This is a genomic window from Janthinobacterium algoris (assembly GCF_051380935.1).
Taxonomy (GTDB): domain Bacteria; phylum Pseudomonadota; class Gammaproteobacteria; order Burkholderiales; family Burkholderiaceae_D; genus Janthinobacterium.
In genome coordinates, this window is record NZ_JBNYXZ010000001.1 from 137662 (window position 1) to 159299 (window position 21638).

At 62.3% G+C, this 21638-nt stretch carries 20 protein-coding genes and 1 other RNA gene; 10 read left to right on the forward strand and 11 right to left on the reverse strand.

Annotated elements, in window-relative coordinates; genetic code table 11:
• Positions 1 to 152 precede the first annotated feature (152 nt).
• From ACQ4W7_RS00605 to ACQ4W7_RS00615, 3 genes are all read right to left on the reverse strand, one after another.
• The gene (locus ACQ4W7_RS00605; protein ID WP_436527751.1) at positions 153 to 2549 is read right to left on the reverse strand and encodes a TonB-dependent siderophore receptor; all 2397 of its coding nucleotides are present in this window, start codon (positions 2547 to 2549) and stop codon (positions 153 to 155) included.
• Between the two features lie 91 nt (positions 2550 to 2640).
• Positions 2641 to 3747, reverse strand: coding sequence for a FecR family protein (locus tag ACQ4W7_RS00610; RefSeq protein ID WP_436527753.1), 1107 nt, complete (start codon positions 3745 to 3747; stop codon positions 2641 to 2643).
• 8 nt (positions 3748 to 3755) lie between these two features.
• Entirely contained in the window at positions 3756 to 4241 is a 486-nt protein-coding gene (locus ACQ4W7_RS00615; RefSeq protein WP_436527755.1) for a sigma-70 family RNA polymerase sigma factor, read from the reverse strand.
• A gap of 167 nt (positions 4242 to 4408) precedes the next feature.
• On the opposite strand from ACQ4W7_RS00615, the gene ACQ4W7_RS00620 reads away from it, so the two are divergent.
• Positions 4409 to 6052, forward strand: a complete 1644-nt coding sequence (locus ACQ4W7_RS00620) for an alpha-D-glucose phosphate-specific phosphoglucomutase (RefSeq protein ID WP_436527757.1) — start codon at positions 4409 to 4411, stop codon at positions 6050 to 6052.
• A 67-nt stretch (positions 6053 to 6119) separates the two neighbouring features.
• Here ACQ4W7_RS00620 and ACQ4W7_RS00625 read toward each other — a convergent pair whose 3' ends face one another.
• Both ACQ4W7_RS00625 and ACQ4W7_RS00630 read right to left on the reverse strand, forming a co-directional pair.
• Positions 6120 to 7694 carry a POT-type proton-dependent oligopeptide transporter gene (locus ACQ4W7_RS00625; protein WP_436527759.1) on the reverse strand — a complete coding sequence of 525 codons (1575 nt, stop codon included), beginning with the start codon at positions 7692 to 7694 and terminating at the stop codon, positions 6120 to 6122.
• An 81-nt stretch (positions 7695 to 7775) separates the two neighbouring features.
• Positions 7776 to 8345: a GNAT family N-acetyltransferase gene (locus tag ACQ4W7_RS00630; RefSeq protein WP_436527761.1), complete on the reverse strand. Its 570-nt coding sequence runs from the start codon at positions 8343 to 8345 to the stop codon at positions 7776 to 7778.
• A gap of 99 nt (positions 8346 to 8444) precedes the next feature.
• On the opposite strand from ACQ4W7_RS00630, the gene ACQ4W7_RS00635 reads away from it, so the two are divergent.
• Positions 8445 to 8999, forward strand: a complete 555-nt coding sequence (locus ACQ4W7_RS00635; RefSeq protein WP_426071506.1) for a PadR family transcriptional regulator — start codon at positions 8445 to 8447, stop codon at positions 8997 to 8999.
• Positions 8996 to 10246 carry an MFS transporter gene (locus ACQ4W7_RS00640; RefSeq protein ID WP_436527763.1) on the forward strand — a complete coding sequence of 417 codons (1251 nt, stop codon included), beginning with the start codon at positions 8996 to 8998 and terminating at the stop codon, positions 10244 to 10246. The genes ACQ4W7_RS00635 and ACQ4W7_RS00640 overlap by 4 nt, the downstream gene beginning before the upstream one ends.
• A gap of 6 nt (positions 10247 to 10252) precedes the next feature.
• Here ACQ4W7_RS00640 and ACQ4W7_RS00645 read toward each other — a convergent pair whose 3' ends face one another.
• The 3 genes from ACQ4W7_RS00645 to groES form a co-directional block, all read right to left on the reverse strand.
• A complete protein-coding gene (locus ACQ4W7_RS00645) occupies positions 10253 to 10765 on the reverse strand; it encodes a hypothetical protein (protein WP_436527765.1) in 513 nt (170 codons plus the stop codon).
• A gap of 207 nt (positions 10766 to 10972) precedes the next feature.
• Positions 10973 to 12622 carry a chaperonin GroEL gene (gene groL, locus ACQ4W7_RS00650; RefSeq protein ID WP_010400981.1) on the reverse strand — a complete coding sequence of 550 codons (1650 nt, stop codon included), beginning with the start codon at positions 12620 to 12622 and terminating at the stop codon, positions 10973 to 10975.
• A gap of 50 nt (positions 12623 to 12672) precedes the next feature.
• Positions 12673 to 12963: a co-chaperone GroES gene (gene groES / locus ACQ4W7_RS00655; protein ID WP_010400979.1), complete on the reverse strand. Its 291-nt coding sequence runs from the start codon at positions 12961 to 12963 to the stop codon at positions 12673 to 12675.
• A 545-nt stretch (positions 12964 to 13508) separates the two neighbouring features.
• On the opposite strand from groES, the gene ACQ4W7_RS00660 reads away from it, so the two are divergent.
• The 5 genes from ACQ4W7_RS00660 to ACQ4W7_RS00680 all read left to right on the forward strand — a co-directional run bounded on the left by ACQ4W7_RS00660 (position 13509) and on the right by ACQ4W7_RS00680 (position 15773).
• Complete coding sequence (locus tag ACQ4W7_RS00660) at positions 13509 to 14255, forward strand: hypothetical protein (RefSeq protein WP_436527767.1); 747 nt, start codon at positions 13509 to 13511, stop codon at positions 14253 to 14255.
• 156 nt (positions 14256 to 14411) lie between these two features.
• Entirely contained in the window at positions 14412 to 14675 is a 264-nt protein-coding gene (locus ACQ4W7_RS00665) for a DUF904 domain-containing protein (RefSeq protein ID WP_099378049.1), read from the forward strand.
• The gene (locus ACQ4W7_RS00670; protein ID WP_034747344.1) at positions 14675 to 14986 is read left to right on the forward strand and encodes a cell division protein ZapA; all 312 of its coding nucleotides are present in this window, start codon (positions 14675 to 14677) and stop codon (positions 14984 to 14986) included. The genes ACQ4W7_RS00665 and ACQ4W7_RS00670 overlap by 1 nt, the downstream gene beginning before the upstream one ends.
• A gap of 54 nt (positions 14987 to 15040) precedes the next feature.
• A non-coding RNA gene (gene ssrS / locus ACQ4W7_RS00675) (6S RNA) lies at positions 15041 to 15218 on the forward strand.
• Positions 15219 to 15308: 90 nt separating this feature from the next.
• The gene (locus tag ACQ4W7_RS00680) at positions 15309 to 15773 is read left to right on the forward strand and encodes an EVE domain-containing protein (RefSeq protein ID WP_436527769.1); all 465 of its coding nucleotides are present in this window, start codon (positions 15309 to 15311) and stop codon (positions 15771 to 15773) included.
• A gap of 9 nt (positions 15774 to 15782) precedes the next feature.
• Here ACQ4W7_RS00680 and lgt read toward each other — a convergent pair whose 3' ends face one another.
• Together lgt and ACQ4W7_RS00690 are read right to left on the reverse strand one after the other, a co-directional pair.
• Entirely contained in the window at positions 15783 to 16613 is an 831-nt protein-coding gene (gene lgt, locus ACQ4W7_RS00685; RefSeq protein ID WP_436527771.1) for a prolipoprotein diacylglyceryl transferase, read from the reverse strand.
• A gap of 79 nt (positions 16614 to 16692) precedes the next feature.
• Entirely contained in the window at positions 16693 to 17604 is a 912-nt protein-coding gene (locus ACQ4W7_RS00690) for a LysR family transcriptional regulator (protein WP_426071512.1), read from the reverse strand.
• A gap of 186 nt (positions 17605 to 17790) precedes the next feature.
• On the opposite strand from ACQ4W7_RS00690, the gene ilvD reads away from it, so the two are divergent.
• Together ilvD and ACQ4W7_RS00700 are read left to right on the forward strand one after the other, a co-directional pair.
• Complete coding sequence (ilvD, locus tag ACQ4W7_RS00695) at positions 17791 to 19662, forward strand: dihydroxy-acid dehydratase (RefSeq protein WP_426071513.1); 1872 nt, start codon at positions 17791 to 17793, stop codon at positions 19660 to 19662.
• Positions 19663 to 19885: 223 nt separating this feature from the next.
• Positions 19886 to 20197 carry a c-type cytochrome gene (locus tag ACQ4W7_RS00700; protein WP_099762392.1) on the forward strand — a complete coding sequence of 104 codons (312 nt, stop codon included), beginning with the start codon at positions 19886 to 19888 and terminating at the stop codon, positions 20195 to 20197.
• A gap of 220 nt (positions 20198 to 20417) precedes the next feature.
• Here the strand turns inward: ACQ4W7_RS00700 and ACQ4W7_RS00705 are convergent, their stop codons facing one another.
• A complete protein-coding gene (locus tag ACQ4W7_RS00705) occupies positions 20418 to 21560 on the reverse strand; it encodes a branched-chain amino acid ABC transporter substrate-binding protein (protein WP_436527774.1) in 1143 nt (380 codons plus the stop codon).
• Positions 21561 to 21638: the final 78 nt, after the last annotated feature.

Below are 21638 nucleotides of genomic sequence, written 5' to 3' on the forward strand. Positions count from 1 at the left end.
GACTGCGTGCGGACTCTGGTGGGAGTTTAAATGTGAATGAGAACTATTCTTATTATAGTGCGGGGTTGCGAGACATGCAAGAGTGCGATGTTGTAAACGAGCACGGCCACCGTACTGTCGCGGCGGCCGTGCAAGCGCGCAAGCGCGGGCGTTTAGAGCTGGCCGCGCAGGGTCAGCATGGCGTTGCGTGGTTCGCCATAGAAGTTCGAGCCATAGGCGGCCCACACGCGCGTGTAGTATTTTTTGTCGAACAGATTGTTCACCGTCAGCGACAGCTCCAGCTTGGGACTGAGGCGGTAGCCGGCCTGCAAGCCCACCGTGGTGACGGGGCCCTGCTCGAATTTCACGGGGCCGTTCAAGCGGTACATGCTGCTGACGCTGCGCAAGCCGCCGCCCACGCTGATCTTATCGAGCGCGCCGGCCAGCCGGTAATTGGTCCACAGGTTGAAGTTATGGCGTGGCGCGATGAAGGAGTACAGCTGCGCCTTCTGGTCGTCGCTGCCTTCCAGGGTGCGCGTGCTGGTGTAGGAATAGCCGCTCGTGATGTTCCAGCCCGGCAGGGGGCTGCCGCTCAGCTCGGCTTCCATGCCCTGGCTGCGCATCTTGCCCGCACCGATGGAAAACAGCGGGTTGGCCGGATCGGGCATGACGCGGTTTTCATCTTCCATGCGGAAAAGGGCCGCATGCGCGTTGACGTTCTTGTCGAACAGCTCCGCCTTCAGGCCCAGTTCGAATTGCTGGCCCGTGCGCGGTTTCAGGGTTTGTCCTGCCGCGTCCGTGGTGGTCTGGGGCGAGAAGATGCGCGTGTAGCTGGCGTAGGCCGATACTTGCTTGTCGAGCTCGTAGACCAGGCCCGCGTACGGCGTGAACTTGGCCTTGATGGTGTTGCTGATATCGGTGAACTGCTTGAAGTACGCGTTGCGGTTGACGGTATGGTTATCCCAGTGCGTCAGGCGTCCACCCAGGTTGACGGCCAGCCGCTCCGTCGCCTGCAGGCGGGTGCGCGCGTACAGGCCGAACTGCTTGCTGCGGTTGTCATTGCCATTGGAAAAAGTGTCGCTGGGCTGGGCGATATTGTTGTCCGGGTGAAAGATATTGATCGGCGCGCCGTCGCCGCCGCCATACTGGAAATTCTTGTGCACCTGGCGGTAGTCGGCGCCCACGATCAGGTCGTGGCTGCGGCCAAACGCCTGGTAGGGCGTGGCCAGGTAGGCATCCAGTCCCTGCGTCTTCCAGTGGCTGCGGTAGTTCCAGCTGATCAGGCAGCTGTCGCCCGTGACGGGATCGGCCGAGCAGTCGGACCAGCCGAAATTGCGCGACGGTTCGTCCTGCTCGCGGTACAGGGCAGTTACCTTGAACTGGCCGCCGTTGTCCAGTTTATGGTCGAGCTCGGCAAAGTATTCCGTGACCTTTTCCGTGATGTGGTTCCAGGCCGGGTCGAGGTAGGTGGAGCGGGGCACGTCGAGCAGGCGCCCGTCTTCATACGCGGGCAAGCCGAAGGCGGGACGGCCCTTGTATTGCTGGTAGGTGACGCCGCCCGTCAGCACGGTGCCCGGTGCGACGTTGACGGCGACGGTGCCGTACAGCAAGGGCTTTTCCGCATACACGTGGTCGACGAAGGAGCGCCGGTGTTCGTAGACGGCCACCAGGCGGCCGCGCACCTTGCCGTCCACGCTCAGAGGACCCGTGACGTCCGCTTCCGCATAGTAGCGGTCCCAAGAACCGGCGCTGAGCACGCCGCTGGCGGCGAAAGTGTCGCGTGCGCGCTTGCGCACCAGGTTGATGGTGCCGCCCGGGTCGCCCGCGCCCTGGAACAGGCCGGCTGGTCCGCGCAGCACTTCCACCCGGTCATAGATGGCCAGGCCGAAGCCGGCCGACAGGTCGTTGCCCGTGCTGGCGGGCGTCATCACGCCATCGACCTGCACCGCATCGAGCGCATAGCCGCGCGAATAAAAGTTACCGTGGTTGCCGCCCGTGCTGCTCGCTTCGACGGTGATGCCCGTCACGCCGCGCATGGCGTCGTCCAGGCTCAGCAAATTCTGGTCGTTCAATTGCTGGCGCGTCAGCACGGAGACGGACTGGGGAATTTCGCGCAGGCTTTGCCGGCCCTTGCCGATGCTCACCGCTTGCGCCGCATACGACTTGGTCAGCTCAGTATCGAGCGTCGCCTCCTGGCGCGCGCTGACGGTGATTTCCGCCAGGGTCGCCACCTTGCCCGTGGCGGCGGGCGCGGGGCGGATGATGACGCTGTTGCCGTCGATGGCAGCTGCCAGGCCGCTGCCGGCCAGCAGGCGTTCCAGGCTGTCGGCCACGCTCAGCGTGCCGCTGACGGCCGGTGCCGTCTTGCCGGCCACGAGTTCGGGTGCGAACAGCAGTTGCAAATTGGCTTGCCGCGCCAGCTCATTCAGGGCTTGCCCCAGCGGCTGGGTGGCGATGGCCAGTTTGACGGTGGGCGCCGTTTGCGCCTGTGCCAGGGAAATGCTGCCCAGGGCCAGCATGGCGGCCAGGGCGAAGGGGGCGGGTGTCAGATTGAGGCGGGGGGACCACATGTTGCATTTCTCCAGGTTAATGTGTTGTCGATTAACTTGGTAGACGCGGCAGTGGACATAATCCTCACCTGCGAATGCGAACTATTTGCATTTATTTTTCAGGCCGCCGCATCGCAGGGGCTTGTGCAGGCATTTTTGCCGCCATGCGGATCTCGTTGGCGCCGCCGCTGCGCACGATCTGCACGGGTAGCAGCTGCGGCAGGGCGGCGGCGAAGCGGTCGAGCTGGGTCAGGCTGAAGCTGCCGCCGATGCGCAGCTGCGCGACGGCGGGATCGCGCACGACGAAGCCCGTGTCGCCATAGCGTTCGAATTCGGCCAGCGCCGCACCCAGCGGCACATTGTCGAAGGTGACCCTGCCTGTGCGCCAGGGCGCCACGCTGTCCGGTGCCAGGCTGGCGACGTCGGACAGGCGGCCGCCGGCATCGCTGCTGACGCCCTGGCCGGCCCGCAGGTCGACCTGGTCTTGTCCTGCGCCCGCCACGCGCACATGGCCATGTTGTACGGCCACGCGCAGCTTGCCGTCGTGTTCGAGAGTATTGCGCACGGAAAACTGCGTGCCCACCACCGTCACTTTCAACGGATCGCTCAGCACATCGAAAGGCTGGCCCTGCTTCGCTTGCACCTGGAACAGCGCTTCGCCGTGCGCCAGGCGCACTTCGCGGCGCTGGCGGTATAGCGTGACGTGCAATTGCGTGGCTGTATCGAGCTGCACCTTGCTGCCGTCGGGCAGGGCGACGGCCAGGCGCTGGCCGCGCATGGTGGCATACGACTGGCTGAACACGGCTTGCTGCTGCCACCACTGGTAGCCGCCCGCGCCCACGCTCAGCAGCAGCATGGCGGCGGCCGCATATGGCAGCGCGCGCAGGGAGCGCAGGGAGCGCAGAAGCGGGCGGCGGGGAGCTGGCGCTGGCGCTGCCCGGGGCACTTCCCAGCGGGCGGCCACCTGTGCGGGAATCCGGCGCGCCACGCGGTGCGTATCCTTTAGCCGCGCATACGCTTGCGCGTGCTGCGCATCGGCCGCCAGCCAGGCGGCAAACTCGGCCTGTTGCTGCGCATCAAGGTTGCCGCGCCGGCTGAACCAGGTGGCCGCCGCCAGCGCCACCGGAGCTTGCGTGGCGGCAAAGTTGGCATGCTCGCGCAAGTCCGCCTCGTCCTGGGCAGAGGGGCCGAAAGCGTGACGGGGAGGGAGGGCGGTCATGGGCGCCATTATGTGGCTTCCCGCAAAGAATGCAACTGCGCCTGGCAACTGAGCATGCCGCGCGCGATATGTTTTTCCACCATGCTGATGGAAATGCCCATGCGCGCGGCAATCTGCGCGTGCGGCAATTCCTCGAAGACGTGCAGCACGAAGGCGTCGCGGCAGCGGGGCGGCAAGGCGTCGATGGCGGCCACGCAGGCTTGCCAGTCCTGGCTGCTTTCGAGCGCCTGCTCCGGCTGCAAATGGCGCGGCGCGGCCGGATGCGCGGCTTCCGGCAAGGCATCGAGCGCCTCGTGCTGGCGCAGGGCCGCGCGCCGGTGCTGGTCGATCAGCAGATTGCGCGCTGTGCGGTAAAGCAGCGCGCGCGGTTCGCGCACGGCCGCTTCGCCCAGCACGCGCGCATAGCTTTCCTGCACCAGGTCGGCAGCGGCCTCGCGGTTGCGCAAGCTGCGCCAGCAAAAGTTCAACAGTTCTTGGTAATAGCGTGCAACCACGGCGTCCGATGTATGAGTCCGCAGCCAGGAATGCCGCATATGAGAATGATTCTCATTATATGGCATGCCAGGAGGTAGCGCTAAGCGGCTTGGTGCACCGTGGCAGACGTACAACGCTTTGCCGCTCGCCCGGCATGCGTTACCATCGGAGTTAATATGGAGGCAACATGGCTATTCAAATTATCAATACGGCGCCGATGGCAGGCCAGCGGCCCGGCACTTCAGGCTTGCGCAAGAAGGTGGCTGTCTTCAGCGCACCGCAATATCTGGAAAACTTCGTGCAGAGCGTTTTTGACACGCTCGGCGACTGCCGTGGCCAGACCCTGGTGCTGGGCGGCGACGGCCGCTTTTACAACCGCGCGGCCATCCAGACGGTGCTGCGCATGGCGGCCGCGCATGGCTACGCGCGCGTGCTGCTGGGGCAGGGCGGCATCCTGTCGACGCCAGCCGTCAGCTGCGTGATCCGCAAGCATGGCGCCAGCGGCGGCATCATCCTGTCGGCCAGCCATAATCCCGGTGGCGCCGATGGCGATTTCGGCATCAAGTACAACATCGCCACTGGCGGCCCGGCGCCTGAAAAGGTCACCGAGGCCATCTACGCCTGCACGCAAGGCATCGTCGAATACCGCATCAGCGACGCGGCCGACATCGACCTCGATAAACTGGGCTCGGTGCGCATCGAGCGGATGACGGTCGAGGTGATCGATCCGGTTCTTGACTACGCTGAACTGATGCAGCAGCTGTTCGACTTCGACGCCATTCGCGCCCTGTTCGCGGGCGGCCTGCGCATCTGCTTTGATGGCATGCACGCCGTCTCCGGCCCGTATGCGACGGCCATCCTGGAAGGCATGCTGGGCGCACCGAAGGGCAGCGTCATCAACGGCGTGCCGTTGGAAGACTTCGGCGGCGGCCACCCGGACCCGAATCCCGTCAACGCGCAGGAATTGATTTCCATCATGGCGGCCGGAGATGGTGACAATGATGCACCGGACTTTGGCGCCGCCTCGGACGGCGACGGCGACCGCAACATGATCGTCGGCCGGCGCTTCGACGTGACGCCGTCGGACAGCCTGGCGATTTTGGCCGCCAACGCCACCGTGGCGCCCGGCTACCGCGCCGGCTTGAAGGGCATCGCCCGCTCCATGCCGACGTCGGGCGCCGCCGACCGGGTCGCTAGCGCGCTGGGCATCCCGTGCTACGAGACGCCGACGGGCTGGAAGTTCTTTGGCACCCTGCTCGATGCCGGCATGGCCACCTTGTGCGGCGAAGAAAGCTACGGCACTGGCTCGAACCACGTGCGTGAAAAGGATGGCCTGTGGGCCGTGCTGTTCTGGCTCAACCTGCTGGCAGAGAAAAAACAATCGGTGGAAGAGATCGTGCGCGCGCACTGGGCCACCTATGGCCGCCATTATTATTCGCGCCACGACTACGAAGACATCGACAGCGCCGGTGCGCAGCAGCTGATGGAGGCCGTGCGCGGCCAACTGGCCGCCTTGCCGGGCCAGGTGGTCAATGGCTATACGGTGGCGCTGGCCGACGATTTCAGCTACACGGACCCCGTCGACGGTTCCGTGGCGACGCAGCAGGGCATCCGCATCATCATGAGGGACGGTGCGCGCATCGTGCTGCGCCTGTCCGGCACGGGCACCGAAGGCGCCACCCTGCGCCTGTACCTGGAGCGCTACGAAGCCGATCCCGCGCAGCATGCCATCCCCGCGCAGCAAGCGCTGGCGGGACTGATCGCCGTGGCCGAGCAACTGGCGCAGATCCGCGCACGCACGGGGCGCGACGCGCCGACAGTGACGACCTGACAATGACAGGCAAAAAAAAGCGCCCACGATGTTCTGTGGGCGCTCTTCATTTTAGCTTACTTGTAGATCATGCCTTGCCCGGCACCACGGCCTGGCGGTAGTTGTCGACCATCTTGTAGCGCCTTGCATACAGGCCGAAGGCCAGCATGGCGACGGCGGCAAAGGCGGCGAAGAAGAACATCTGGAAGGCCGTCACGCTAATGCCGCTCTCGGCGATCTTGCCGATCACGCCCTCGTTCATGACGCTGCGGTTGACGATCAGCACCCACAAGTTGCCGACCGTGGTCGACAGATTCCAGAAGCTCATGATGGCGCCCTTCATGGAGACGGGCGCCTGGCTGTAGGCAAATTCCAATCCCGTGGCCGAGACCAGCACTTCGCCGAACGTCAGCAGCGCGTAGGGCAGGATCTGCCACATGATGGAAACGGCGCTGCCGCTGTCGAGGGCCAGCTGCAAGAGGCCAATGACGATCCACGCCAGCGAGGAAAAGCCGATGCCGGCCGTCATGCGGCGCAGGGCCGTCGCTTCCCAGCCGAAGCGGTTCAGCATCGGGTACAGCACCAGGTTGTTGAACGGGATCAGCAGCATCACCAGCATCGGGTTCAGCGCCTGCATCTGCGCCGGCAGGAACCAGCTTGGTTTTTCCATGGTGTTCGCTTGCACGATCCAGGTCGAAGCCTTCTGGTCGAACAGCGAGAAGAACGGCGTGACGAGGGCAAAGATGACGAGGATGCGCAGGACGGCACGCACGCCTTCGACGGCTTCGTCGGGGTGGATGCCGCGCGCGCGCTCCAGCTGCATGGCCGTGCCGATGCTGCCGAAGGCCAGCAGCAATACCAGCGCGGTACACGCTGAAATCACGAAGCCCCATTCGGGAATGCTGTAGAACGCATACAGGGCGCCGATCACGCCGACGTAGGCCACATACAGGCCGGGACGCGAACCGCCATCGACGCGCGCCAGCAGGGCCGTGCGGGCCACGCGGGTGAACGAATCGGGGTTCGGCGGCGCTGGCGGCACGTGCACGTACTTCTTGGCGCCCATCCAGAAGACGAGGGTGGCGGCCAGCATCATCAGGCCCGGGATGCCGAAGGCGATCGATGGGCCGAAGTCGCGCAGGAACATCGGCATCAGCAGCGATGCGAAGAAGGAGCCGAAGTTGATGATCCAGTAGAACAGGTCGAAGACCAGCTTGGCCTTGTGCTTGTTGGTCTGGTCGAACTGGTCGCCGACAAACGAGGCCACCAGCGGCTTGATGCCGCCGGAACCGAAGGCGATCAGGAACAGGCCGAAATAGAAGCCGTTGACGCTGTTTTCAAACAGGGCCAGGCAGGCATGGCCGGCGCAATACACGAGGCTGAGCCAGAAGATGGTGTTGTACTTGCCGAAGAAGCGGTCGGCCAGCCAGCCGCCCAGCAGCGGGAAGAAATATACGCCGATGACGAAGGTGTGGAACACGTGCTTGGCTTCGCCCGTGCGCTGGTCAATCGGGATCATCAGCAGCAAGGTGCTGATGAGGAATGGCGTCAGGATGTTGCGCATGCCATAAAAGCTGAAGCGTTCGCAGCCTTCGTTGGCGATGATGTACGGTATTTGCCGGGGCATCTTGCCCGTGGCGGTTTGTGTCTCGGCCGATGACATTGGCTCTCCCCAAGTTTTTTTTGTAAGCCGCGATGCTAAGGCCTGCCGCGTTTGCTTGCAACAGAAAAAACGGCCTGTCCGCTATTTCGCAGGGATTTGTAAGGTATTGATTTTCATAAAGACATTACTATCGGCACTTGCGCTTGCACTTGCACGCGCCGGACGGGGCAGCAACAGCTGCAGTTGCAGCATGCCATCCGATGCGCAGCTGTCCGCCAGGACAAAGCCGCAGCTTAGGTACAGGCTCAACGCCGCGTGGTTGTCCTGCGCCACGGCCAGGCGCACGCGGCCCAGCTCGGGAATGGCGCAGGCGTGCGCGATGGCGGCCTGCACCAGCTGCCGTCCCGCACCGCGTCCACGTGCCTGCGGCGCCACATACACGCCCCACAGGCTGGCCTTGTCATGCACGATGGCGATCGGTTCGCGGCGCAGGCCGGCAATGGCGATCAATTGTTTCTCGTTGAAAACGCCAAATATTATTTGGTGGAAGGTGGCGCGCAAGCGCTGCGCTATCTGTGCCAGCGGCAAGCCGCTTTCTGCCGCATGCGTGGTACAGAAAGCGGCCGGCAGTTCGGCGATGCCGGCCAGGCGCAGCGCGCGGTAGGCGCTGGCGTCGTCTGGCGTGAGGGGGCGGACAGTGGTGGCGGGCATGTGAACGAGTATCGGGCTTCGATGCCGGAAAGTAAACCTTGCATTATGCCGGTTTCAAAATTAAGATATATCTTATTGCGATATATCTTAAGGAATGCCATGTCCCTCTTTCTTTGTGGCGCGCACCCGCTGCGCGTGGCAGCCCACAGCCAGGGCGACGCGTCGGGCGCCGCTGCCAGCGTTGCTAACCCTGTCCCCGCCGCGCGCGGGCCGAAAATGTTTGACGCGGGCACCTTGCGTTACCTGGTGCTGCAATTGATCGCCGACAAGCCGCGCCACGGCTACGACATCATCAAGGCCATCGCCCAGCGCGCCGGCGGCGCCTATGCCCCGAGTCCCGGCGCCATCTATCCGCTCATGCATGGCTTGGTGGGACACGGTTACGTGGCCGTCAGCCTCGATGGCAACAAGAAACTGCACAGCATTACGCCGGAAGGGCTGGCCTTCCTGGCAGCGAACCGCGCGTATGTCGACGCGATTGCCGCCAGGGTCGATACGCCGGCCGGCGCGGACGACGATCTGCGCCACCTGATGCACGAATTGAAGGCGGCGGTGCTGGCGCGCGGGCGCACGGGCGATGTGGATGCCCGCCGCCTCGACGCCATCCGCGCCATCCTGCGTCAGGCCCGCACCGATATCGAGGCGCTGGCATGATGGCCGCATCGAAGGTCGCGCCGGTTCCCATGCTGACGCCGGCGCGCGAACGCGCGATGCTGTGGCTGCTTGCGCTGACGCAATTTACTGTCATCATGGATTTCATGGTGATGATGCCGCTGGCGCCCCAGTTGATGCAGGCGTTCGGCATCGGCCCGGCTGCCGTCTCGGGCGCCGTCTCGGCCTACGCCTGGTGCGCGGGCCTGTCCGGCTTGCTGGCGGCCACGTATATCGACCGCTTTGACCGCAAGAAGCTGCTGTTGACCATGTTTTGCCTGTTTACCGTGTCGAACCTGGCTTGCGCGCTGGCGCCGAACTTCCATGTGCTGCTGTGGTCGCGCGCCTTTGCCGGGCTGACGGGCGGCGTGCTGGGCGCCATCGTCATGGCCATCATCGGCGACGTGATCCCTTCCGAGCGGCGTGGCGCGGCCACGGGCATCGTCATGACTTCATTTGCCATGGCGGCCGTGGGCGGCGTGCCCATCGGCGTGGTGCTGGCCGCGCACTTTGGCTGGGCGTCCCCCTTCTTCCTGCTGGTCGTGCTGTCGCTGCTGATCTGGCTGGGCGCGGCGCGCGTGCTGCCCTCGCTGACGGCGCACATGGGCGCGGTTCCCACGCCTGTGCGCCAGGTGCTGCCGAAGCTGGGGGCGCTGTTGCGGGAAAGGCGCCACATGGAAGCGTTTGCCTTGTCCATTGTCAACATGACGGCGGGCATGCTGGTGATCCCCTTCATTTCGCCCGTGCTGGTGGGCAATATGGGGCTGGCGCCGGCCGACGTCACCTGGGTGTATCTTGCGGGCGGCTGTGCCACGATCTTCACGGCGCGCCTGATCGGCCGCTGGGCGGACCGGGCCGGCAAGCAACAGGTGTACCGCTGGGTAGCCCTGTTGTCGATCGCGCCGCTGCTGTTCATGACGCACTTGCCCCAGTTGCCGCTGCTGGCGCTGATGTTGGTGTTTCCGTTTTTTATGGCCCTCGTCTCTGGGCGCACGATACCGTTGCAGGCATTGCTGACGACGATTCCGGAGCCGCACAAGCGCGGCGCCTTCCTCAGCGCCAATTCGGCTCTGCAAAGCCTGGGCAGCGGCCTGGGTGCCTGGCTGGGCGGCCTGACCCTGCAGACGGACGCGGTCGGCCACATCAGCGGCTATGGCATCAATGGCTGGCTGGCGGCGGGTTTGTCGCTGTGGACGGTGTGGTGGGTGGCGCGCGTGCGCGGCGCGGCGCCGCAGGGGGCGCCGGCGTAGGCGGGCTTATTGCGTGGCGATGCGCTGCATGGGCGCGTTGTCCTTGCGCCATTGTTCCAGGCTCAGCAGGCCGCCGTTGACGATATCCTCGACGAGGATGCGCTTGCCGTCGGGCGACACGACAAAGCTTTCCCAGCGGTGGGCCGCGTCCGGCGTGCTTTCGAAAAAGCTCAGCTGATAGCAGGCGACGCCATCGACCAGGCGCGTTTCCGGCGACGTTTCCATCACGGCACCATGCGCGCGGCCGCCGCTAGCCTTTTCGATATGCGCCGACCACGCCTTGATTTCCGGCAAAGCCATCAGCGCATCGACGGCGCGCGCGTTCTGCTCTTGCGCCGCCGTCTGGCTGCTCGCGGCCGGGGCATTGTCACTGTGCGGCGCGGACTGCTGGTGCAGGTAAAAAGCGCCGAGCCCGGCGGCCAGCAAGCCGGCCAGGATGCCGGCGATGATGGTGGTTTTGGAAGAAGAGGCGCGTGGCGGCATGATGGTGGCATGAGAAAGAAGGACGATGGCGGCCATGCTAAAGCAAAACGTGCAGGCGGGCAATCGCCAGGCTGGCCAAACGGGTTTGTTAAACGGGCTTGTCCAATCAATCGGCGAAAAAAAAGCTACCTTCCGTAGAAGATAGCTTTTTGGGGCTGCCGGGCAGGCGCACGCAGCTTTTGCTCTGCCTGTCCTGGCCCTGCATAGGCATCCCGCGCGCCGTCGGCGCGGGGATGCAGGGCATTACATCATGCCGTCCATGCCGCCCATGCCGCCCATACCACCCATGCCGCCGCCCATGCCGCCGCCTGCTTTGTCGTCAGCGATTTCGCAGACCATGCAGTCAGTTGTCAGCATCAGCGAAGCGATCGAAGCGGCGTTTTGCAGCGCCGAACGGGTCACTTTGGCTGGGTCGAGAACGCCCATTTCCACCATGTCGCCATACGTGCCGTTGGCAGCGTTGTAGCCGTAGTTGCCCGTGCCAGCCAATACGGCTGCCACGACGACCGAAGCTTCTTCGCCAGCGTTTTGCACGATCATGCGCAGTGGCTCTTCCATTGCGCGCAGGACGATCTTGATACCAGCATCTTGATCAGGATTGTCGCCCTTGACCGTGATGTTGGCGCGTGCGCGCAGCAGGGCTACGCCGCCGCCAGGCACGATGCCTTCTTCCACGGCAGCGCGGGTGGCGTGCAGTGCATCTTCAACGCGAGCTTTCTTTTCCTTCATTTCGACTTCGGTGGCTGCGCCAACCTTGATCACGGCAACGCCGCCAGCCAGTTTGGCTACGCGCTCTTGCAGTTTTTCACGGTCGTAGTCCGAGGTCGCTTCTTCGATCTGTACACGCACTTGTTTCACGCGTGCTTCGATCGAGGCAGCTTCGCCGGCGCCATCGATAACGATGGTGTTTTCCTTGCCCACTTCGATGCGTTTCGCTTGGCCCAGTTCGGCCAGGGTCACTTTTTCCAGGGTCAGGCCGACTTCTTCAGCGATGACCTGGCCGCCCGTCAGGACAGCGATGTCTTCCAGCATGGCTTTGCGGCGGTCGCCGAAGCCAGGTGCTTTCACTGCGCAGGTTTTCAGGATGCCGCGGATGTTGTTGACAACCAGGGTGGCCAGCGCTTCGCCTTCGATGTCTTCTGCGATGATCAGCAGTGGACGGCCAGCTTTTGCGACTTGTTCCAGTACCGGCAGCAGGTCACGGATGTTCGAGATTTTCTTGTCGCACAGCAGGACGAATGGGCTGTCCAGTACGGCAACTTGTTTCTCTGGGTTGTTGATGAAGTATGGCGACAGGTAGCCGCGGTCAAACTGCATGCCTTCAACGATGTCCAGCTCGTCGTTCAGCGACTTGCCGTCTTCCACGGTGATGACGCCTTCTTTGCCGACTTTTTCCATCGCTTCAGCGATACGCTCGCCGATCGAGTAGTCCGAGTTCGCCGAGATCGCGCCAACTTGGGCGATTTCTTTGGTCGTGGTGCAAGGACGGGCGATTTTCGCCAGTTCTTCGACGGTCGCTGCAACCGCTTTGTCGATACCGCGCTTCAGGTCCATCGGGTTCATGCCGGCGGCAACGAACTTCATGCCTTCGCGCACGATGGCTTGTGCCAGCACGGTGGCGGTGGTGGTGCCGTCGCCGGCGTTGTCGCTGGTACGGGAAGCAACTTCCTTGACCATTTGCGCGCCCATGTTCATGAGCTTGTCTTTGAGTTCAACTTCTTTCGCTACCGATACACCATCCTTGGTGACGGTAGGGGCGCCGAACGAGCGCTCCAGGACCACGTTGCGGCCTTTCGGGCCCAGCGTTACTTTGACTGCGTTGGCGAGGATATTGACGCCTTCGACCATCTTGGCGCGCGCTGCGTCGCCGAATACTACTTCTTTAGCTGCCATGTTCAATTCTCCTGAGTTTCGGGATGTATCTGTCTACAACGTGGAAACAATTACTTGACGACGATCGCCATGATGTCTTCTTCGCGCATGACCAGCAGCTCATCGCCGTCAACTTTGACGGTTTGGCCGGCGTACTTGCCGAACAGGACGCGGTCGCCCACTTTGACATCCAGAGGACGGACTTTGCCGTCGTCGAGAATCTTGCCATTGCCTACGGCAAGGACTTCGCCTTGATCCGGTTTTTCAGCAGCTGCATCAGGAATGATGAGGCCGGACGCAGTTTTGGTTTCCTGGTCGAGGCGTTTGACGATGACGCGATCGTTCAATGGGCGCAGATTCATACAAAACTCCTTAAAGTTCAATGGATAAGTGTTGCTAAATGAATACATTCCTGGCACAGCGCCAGACGTGCTTTCAGTGACCGCCGTTGAAAGCAGCCCGCAACGGTCAAGCAAACCCCATGTCATCCTGTCCTTGCCTGTCTCCGGCAGTGGTGCATCGCGGCGTCGCCCGCCGCGTAGCGTTCCCTGCAGTTACCTGGCAAGCACCATCATTTCCTGAGGATTGCTACGAAAGAGTTTGTTAGCACTCTCTACTAACGAGTGCTAATTATAGGGACGGTAAGGGGCTTATTCAAGGGCTTATTCTCCGGAAAGATAAGCATAGACGTTCTGCGCAGCCTGCATTTACACAGGGTTTGCGCTGGCGCAAGCCAACTTCCCGGGCGTCAGCAACAGCAGCGACTCTAGCATGCCGCCGGGATGGGGGGCGTTCCTGTACGCGCAGGAAACAGAGTTTTACTATGGAATTTGATAAGATGATTGCAATTGCATATCAATATCGCCACATATCGCCACATATCGCCACTTGCGCCAGAAAGAACACCATGCCATTTCCTGTTTCCCGTCCCGTCCTGCGCCTGCTGGGCGCCACCGTCATCGGTCTCGCCTGCCTGGGCAATGCCGCCGCGCAAACACCCACCATCGTCGATGAAATCACCGTGGCGACCTTGACGCCACTGGAAAAGAAGATGCTGCTCAATGACCTGTTCAACGACCTCAACAAGGATGACGACGACCAGGAAGCGCACGTATGGGACAACGGCGGCGACAGTGGCGTGCTGGTGAAAGTCACGTATAACTTCAGCAACTCCGGCATGACGGAGCACAGCCTGAAGGCGCACGTCTGCCGCGATCTGAAATTCGTCGTTACGGCGGGCGGCAAGTCGCAGGACTTGAGTCGCCGCACCTGCTCGCAGAACAGCGGCAACTGGGATGTGCAGGGCAAGGATCCGGCGCCCGTCGTGTATCCTCCTTTCCTGTCCGACGTCACCATCGCCAAGCTGAATGCCAAGGAACAGAAAGCCCTGCTGACGGCCGCCGTGCGCACTTTGAAAGATGAAGAGGATGGCAAGACGCGCCAATGGAGCAACAAGGGCTTGGGCAATGCGGCGCCGCTGGCAGTGCGCCTGACGCCCTCGGGGACGGACGCCAAACCTGGCAGCTACCGCCGTACTTGCCGCGACTTGACGATGGTGCTTGACGGCAAGGGCGGACAACAGACGCTGACGCGCCGCTCTTGCGAAAACCGCTACGGCGGACTCGATATCGAAGCCGATTACGTCGACGAGTAAAACGCTGCCATCGCGGCGCGGGCAGATGCGCGCACTTGGCGAAAAGCGCCGGAAAAATCGTGTATTGTCCGCCAACTGTCCTGCATTGATGTAAATATGTGTGACAGCGGCGTGATTCGATTGACGCCCATGGAGCGTCCGCCCTATAGTGGCGGGATGATTTCCGAATTCAACGAATTATCCGACAAAATAGGCCTGCTGGCCGAAATGACCCATGCGCTGCGCCGTGAAAACGCGCAATTGCGCAAGGACAATGCCGCGCTGGCCGCCGACAACGCGCAGTATGTGCAACGCATGCGCGAGGCGCAGGAGCGGGTGGAAGCGTTGCTGGAAAAAATTCCCGAACTGGTGCAAGCTGGCCTGGAGCAAGCTGCTTCGGAAGCGGGCGCCTACATTGCCGAGAACGAGAAGGAAGCGTAATGCCGCGTGTCGATGTCAATATCATGGGCCAGTCCTATAGCATGGTGTGCCGCGACGGCGAAGAGCGCGCGCTGCGCGAAGCGGCGATCTATCTCGATAGCAAAATGAAAGCCATCCGCGACGCGGGCAAGGTCAAGGGCAATGACCGCATCGCCGTGCTGGCCGCCTTGGGCGTGGCTGCAGAATTCCTCTCCGTGAAGTCGCCACAAGGTCCGCTGTCGGAATTGACGATACTCGAAGTGAAACAGAAAATCTCGGCCATGCACACAGTATTGGATAGCGCGCTGACGCCCCAGGAAAATCTTTTTTAAGCGCGTACGCTACGATTTTTCTTTGCGATGCGCGATCAAAGGAGTAAACTTGGGTCTACCCTGCGGTGTTCGCGATTGCCATATATTCCTTGAACCATTTATGCGCATCGGTTGCGAATTTTGTTTGATGGGAGTGAGCGTCGCTCGTTCGACGAACCCGAAATTGAACTAACGTGACCACCTTGAACCGTTTGGTTCGGGATGCCGGCATAGCGGCACAGGCGGGGCCCAATTTGCATTGCATTTGTAAGTACAACTGAAAACGGTTGCCGCATCATGCGCAACCGTTTTTTTACGTCTGCCGCTTTCACACGGAGTCTAGATGAAACAATATTGGCTGATGAAATCCGAACCCGATGAAGTGAGCATCGACGACTTGATGGCGGCGCCGCAGCACACCATGCCCTGGTTCGGCGTGCGTAACTACCAGGCGCGCAACTTCATGCGCGATGGCATGCGGCCGGGCGATGGCGTGCTGTTTTATCACTCCAGCTGCGCGCAGCCTGGCGTGGCGGGCGTGGCCGAAGTGGCCAGCGGCGCGTATCCCGATCACAGCCAGTTTGAAGAAGGTGGCAAATATTTCGATGCCAAGGCCACGCCTGAGCAGCCGCGCTGGATCAGCGTCGACGTGCGGGGCGTGAAAAAGACGGCGTTGCTGCCTCTGTCCGAGATGCGCCAGATGCCGGAACTGGAAGACATGCTGCTGTTGAAGAAGGGCAGCCGTTTGTCCATCACGCCCGTGACGCCGGCGCAATGGACCGTGATCACCAACAGCTTGCAGGCATAGGGAGGCCGATCAGGCGTCCGCCGGGCGGGCCTTGGTGGGCGGCGTCCCCATTACCTGGCTTTTGTGCGCCCACACCAGCAGCGCAATGGCGCCGACGATCATCGGCAGCGACAGCATCTGGCCCGAGGTGATCGGCACGCCCAGCCACACTACTTCCCAGTCCGGCGTGCGGAAGTATTCCGTGAAGAAACGCGCGCAGCCGTACAGCAGGGTAAACATGGCACCGACGGCCATGCGCGGACGTTGCTTGCGCGCATACAGCCACAGGATGATGAACACGAGAATGCCGTCGATCAGCATCTGGTAGAGGGGCGACGGGTGCACGGGATACGGAATTCCCGGCCACTGCATGGCCCACGGCAGCGTTTCCGGCGCAATGCGGCCCGGCAGTTCGGCATTGATGAAGTTGCCCAGGCGGCCGGCGGCATAACCGAGCGGCACCAGCGGAGCGATGAAGTCGAGCACGTCGAACAGGTTGCGGCCCGCCTTGCGGCTCCACAGATACATGGCCAGGATGACGCCGAGGAAGCCGCCATGGAAGGACATGCCGCCATGCCAGACCATGAAGATTTCCAGCGGATTGTGCAGGAAGTATGCGGGGCGGTAGAACAGCACTTCGCCCAGGCGCCCGCCGATCACCACGCCCAGCATGCCGTAGAACAGCATGTCATCAAGGTCTTCCTTCTTCCAGCCCAGCACGGCGATATGCGGCTGCTTGATGCGCACGCGGCCCAGGATAATGAACAGGGCGAAGGCCAGCACATACATCAGGCCGTACCAGTGCACGGCGAGCGGGCCGATCTGGATAGCTATCGGGTCGGGCATCGGGTGGTTCAGCATGGGGTTTCTTTCTTTGTTTAAAGCTAAGGTTGCGTAGTATGGCGGCGCCGGCGGTTTTTTGCCTTAGCGGCCACTTAATTTAAGGGGTGGTGGCGCCGATCTGCTTGCGCAACAGCGCCAGGAAACCCTGCAGCACGGCGGACGGATTGTCGCGGCGCCAGGCCAGGCCCGTTTCCACCAGCGGCGTGGCGTCCTGCAGCGGCCTGTATTCTACGCCCGGGCGCATCAGATTCGATACCGATTGTGGCACAAGCGCGATACCCATGCCAGCCGAGACGAGGCTGACGATGGTTTGCATCTGGATCGCTTCCTGGCCGATCTGTGGCGTGATGCCGGCAGCGCGGAACACGCCCAGTATCGCGTCGTGCAGGGCGGGCGATATCGCGCGCGGGAAGATGATCAAAGGCAGGGGTGGCAGGTCGCGCAGGCGCACGGGTCCCGGCGTGTTCAAGATGTCGAGGCCGGACGGCGCGGCCAGCACCAGCGGTTCGGCCAGCACGGGCAGGTAATCGAGCGCCCCTTTCGCCTTCTCGGGCAGGGGCGGGATCAACAGGCCCGCATCCGTGCGCCCGGCCAGCAATTCGTCCAGTTGCAGGTCGGAGGTGGCTTCCTGCAACTGGATCTGCACTTGCGGATAGGCTGTCTGATAAGCGCGCAGCAATGGCGGCAGCACGCTGTAGTCGGCCGAGGAGACAAACGCCAGGCTCAAACGCCCCGCCTCGCCCTGCGCGGCCCTTTGTACCAGCGCGGGCAGATCGAGCGCCTGCGCCAGCAGCCGGCGTGCCTCGGGCAGCAGGGCGCTGCCTGCCGGCGTGAGTTGCACCTCGCGGCGCGTGCGCACGAACAGGGGCGCGCCCAGCAACTCTTCCAGGGCCATGATGGTTTGCGACAGGGGCGGTTGCGTCATGTGCAGGCGCGCGGCGGCGCGGCCGAAGTGCAATTCTTCGGCGACGGTGACAAAGTAGCGCAGCTGGCGCAGCTCAAGGTTCATGCTGGACGTTTCATATGTATTTCCATGCGGTTTGATTGCTGTGATATATAAATCGACTCACAGACACGTGTATCATATATTTGACAGTGGCGCGCGCGCAAGGCAATCTGGCGTACCCCCACTGCATGCAGGGTTTTGTTGAAATCCGTGCTTCAGGCATTATTCATTTCTCGGAAGGTCCCCATCATGCCGCAATACCGCTCCCGCACCACCACCCACGGCCGCAACATGGCTGGCGCCCGCGCCCTGTGGCGCGCCACCGGCATGAAGGACGGCGACTTCGACAAACCGATCATCGCCGTCGTCAACTCGTTCACGCAGTTCGTGCCAGGTCACGTGCATTTGAAAGACCTGGGACAGATGGTGGCGCGCGAAATCGAGGCGGCCGGCGGCGTGGCCAAGGAATTCAACACCATCGCCGTCGATGACGGCATCGCCATGGGCCACGGCGGCATGCTGTATTCGCTGCCCTCGCGCGACCTCATCGCAGACTCCGTCGAATACATGGTCAACGCCCACTGCGCCGACGCCATGGTCTGCATTTCGAACTGCGACAAGATCACGCCGGGCATGCTGATGGCCGCCATGCGCATCAATATCCCCGTCGTGTTTATTTCCGGCGGGCCGATGGAAGCGGGTAAGGTCATCAAGGTTGTCAACGGCACGCAGAAGATCATCAAGCTGGACCTGGTCGACGCCATGATCAAGGCGGGCGACAGCAGCGTGTCCGACGCCGACGTGGCGGAAATCGAGCGTTCGGCCTGTCCTACCTGCGGTTCCTGCTCCGGCATGTTTACGGCCAACTCGATGAATTGCCTGACCGAGGCGCTGGGTCTGGCCCTGCCTGGCAACGGCACCGTCCTGGCTACGCACTCGGACCGCCAGCAGTTGTTCCTGCGCGCGGGCCGATTGATCGTCGAACTGGCCAAGCGCCACTACGAGCAGGACGATTACTCGGTGCTGCCACGTTCCATCGCCACCAAGGCCGCGTTCGAGAATGCCATGGCGCTCGACGTCTCCATGGGCGGCTCGACGAATACTGTGCTGCACTTGCTGGCCGCCGCGCATGAGGCGGAAGTGGAATTCACCATGGCCGACATCGACCGCATTTCGCGCAAGGTACCGTGCCTGTGCAAGGTGGCGCCGATGACGGACAAATACCACATCGAAGACGTGCACCGCGCGGGCGGCATCATGGGGATTTTGGGCGAACTGGCGCGTGCCGGCCTGCTCAATACGACCCTGCCGACCATCCACGCGCCTACCCTGGCCGACGCCATCGCGCAAAACGACATCATGTGCACCGACAACCCTGCCGTGCATGAACTGTTCCGCGCCGCACCTGGCGGCGTGCCGACGCAGACGGCGTTCTCGCAATCGGAGCGCTTCGCTGCCGTCGACATGGACCGCAGCACGGGCTGCATCCGCGACAAGGCCCACGCCTATTCGCAGGATGGCGGCCTGGCCGTCTTGTACGGCAACCTGGCCGAAAAGGGTTGCATCGTCAAGACGGCGGGCGTCGATGAAAGCATTTTGAAATTCTCGGGCAAGGCGCGCGTGTTTGAAAGCCAGGATACCGCTGTTGAAGCGATTTTGGCTGATACGGTGCATGAAGGCGACGTCGTCATCATCCGCTATGAAGGTCCGAAAGGCGGCCCCGGCATGCAGGAAATGCTGTATCCGACGTCGTACATCAAGTCGAAGGGCCTGGGCAAGGCGTGCGCGCTGTTCACGGACGGGCGCTTCTCGGGCGGTTCTTCGGGTCTGGTGATCGGCCACGCGTCGCCGGAAGCGGCCGAAGGGGGGGCCATCGGCCTGGTGGAAGAGGGCGACTTCATCGACATCGATATCCCCGAGCGCAGCATCAAGCTGCGCGTGACGGATGCGCAGCTGGCCGCGCGCCGCGTCGCCATGGAAGCGAAGGGCGATTGCGCCTGGCTGCCCGTCAACCGCGAGCGCTACGTGTCGCAGGCGCTGCAGGCGTATGCGGCCCTGACGACGTCGGCTGACCGGGGCGCCGTGCGTGATCTCTCCCAGCTGAAGAAGCAGAAACGCTGATTTGTTGCATAAGTGCGACGGCCGGCCCCGTTTGACGATGCGGGGCCGCATGTCGTTACATCGCCTTACAAACAACATGGTCATGCGCGCGCAGATGGGGCAGAATATGAATGCCTAATCGTTACTACATTGCGTTACTACATTGAAACGCTTGATCTGGGCTCGTGGTGCATCTGCGGAAACACAGTAAAATGCCGCAGGAAGTAACTTTGGAGAAAAGACAATGAAACGTTTTATGTTGGTGAGTGTATTGACCGTATCGGCTCTGGCATCGCAAGCAGCGTTGGCCAATCCGGATCTGGCGAAAGCAAAAAACTGCATGGCTTGCCACGCGGTGAGCACGAAACTGGTGGGTCCTGCGTATAAAGACGTGGCGGCGAAGTATGCCGGCCAAAAAGACGCGGAAGCCAAGCTCGTGGCGAAAGTCATGAAGGGCGGTTCCGGCACCTGGGGCGCGATCCCGATGCCAGCCAATCCGCAAGTGAGCGATGCGGAAGCCCGCACCCTGGTCAAATGGGTACTGGCACAGAAATAATCTGTGCCGCAGTACCTGCAATCAACGCGCCGGCAAACCCGGCGCGTTTTTTTTGCTGCGCCCGCAAGTTGCCCATACCTTCCAGGGATGCTGCGCGCGCGCCAGAAGTAACTGGTGGCGCGCAAGGTGGGCGATATCGGACCGGCCCTGCAGCGGGCAGCCTGCGCTGCCGCGCCACCTTCGACGCGTTGGTCGAAGGCTTACGTGGCTGAGCAGCCGCTTACTTGATCACTTCCATCTTGGTTTTCTTGCCATCCCGGTAGGTGAACAAGGTCAGCGCGCCATCCTTGATGTCGCCATTGGCGTCGAACGAGATCGGCCCCGTCACGCCCTGGTACTGCACCTTCGCCAGGAACGGCAGGTAGACGGATGGTTTCGACGATTTCGCGTTGGCCATGGCGGTGGCCATGGTCATCACGGCGTCGTAGACGTAGGGCGCGTACAGCTGCACTTCCATATTGTATTTCTGCTTGTAGCGGGCGCGGAAATCGTCCATGCCTTTTTGCTGTGCGCCCGTCACGCCGCCCGCTTCCGCGCAGGTGACCATGTCTTCACCCACGGCGTCGCCCGCCAGCTTGCCCAGCGGTTCCGTGCACAAGCCATCGCCGCCCATGAACTTGGCCTTGATGCCCAGCGCCTTCATCTGACGCAGCATGGGGCCGCCCACGGAATCCATGCCGCCAAAGAAGATCAGGTCGGGATTTTTCGACTTGATGCTGGTCAGGATGGCATTGAAGTCGGTGGCGTTGGCATTGGTAAATTCCTTGCCGACGATTTGCACGCCTGGCGCAGCCTTCTTGGCCCCCTTGACGAACTGTTCCGCCACGCCCTGGCCGTACGCCGTGCGGTCATCGATGACGGCGATTTTCTTCGCTTGCAGCTTGCCCACGGCATACGCGCCCAAAGTGCCCCCCAGCTTGTTGTCATTGGCCACCACGCGGAAGGCCGTGTTGAACTTCTGCTGGGTATATGTCGGGTTGGTGGCGGCCGGCGAAATCTGCGGAATGCCGGCATTGAAGTAAATGCGCGAGGCGGGAATCGTCGTGCCCGAGTTCAGGTGGCCGACCACGCCGTTGACCTTGGCGTCGACCAGCTTTTGCGCCACGGCCGTGCCCTGCTTGGGATCGGCCGCGTCATCTTCGGGCACCAGCACGAATTTCACGGCTTTGCCGTCGATCTTGAAGCCTTTGGCGTTCAAGTCTTCGATCGCCATCTTGGCCGCGTTCTCGTTATCCTTGCCCAGGTGGGAGCTGGCGCCAGAGACCGGGGCGACGTGGCCTATCTTGATGATTTCCTGCGCTCCCGCATGGCCGGCAAAAGCGAGGGCGAGGGCGAGAGGAAGGACTTTGGTCTTGAGCAGCATAAACATTCTCCAATGGATAAAGATACGGCGGCGTCTCGTGAAAACCGCTACGACAGGCGGTACGTGTGAAGAAAGGTA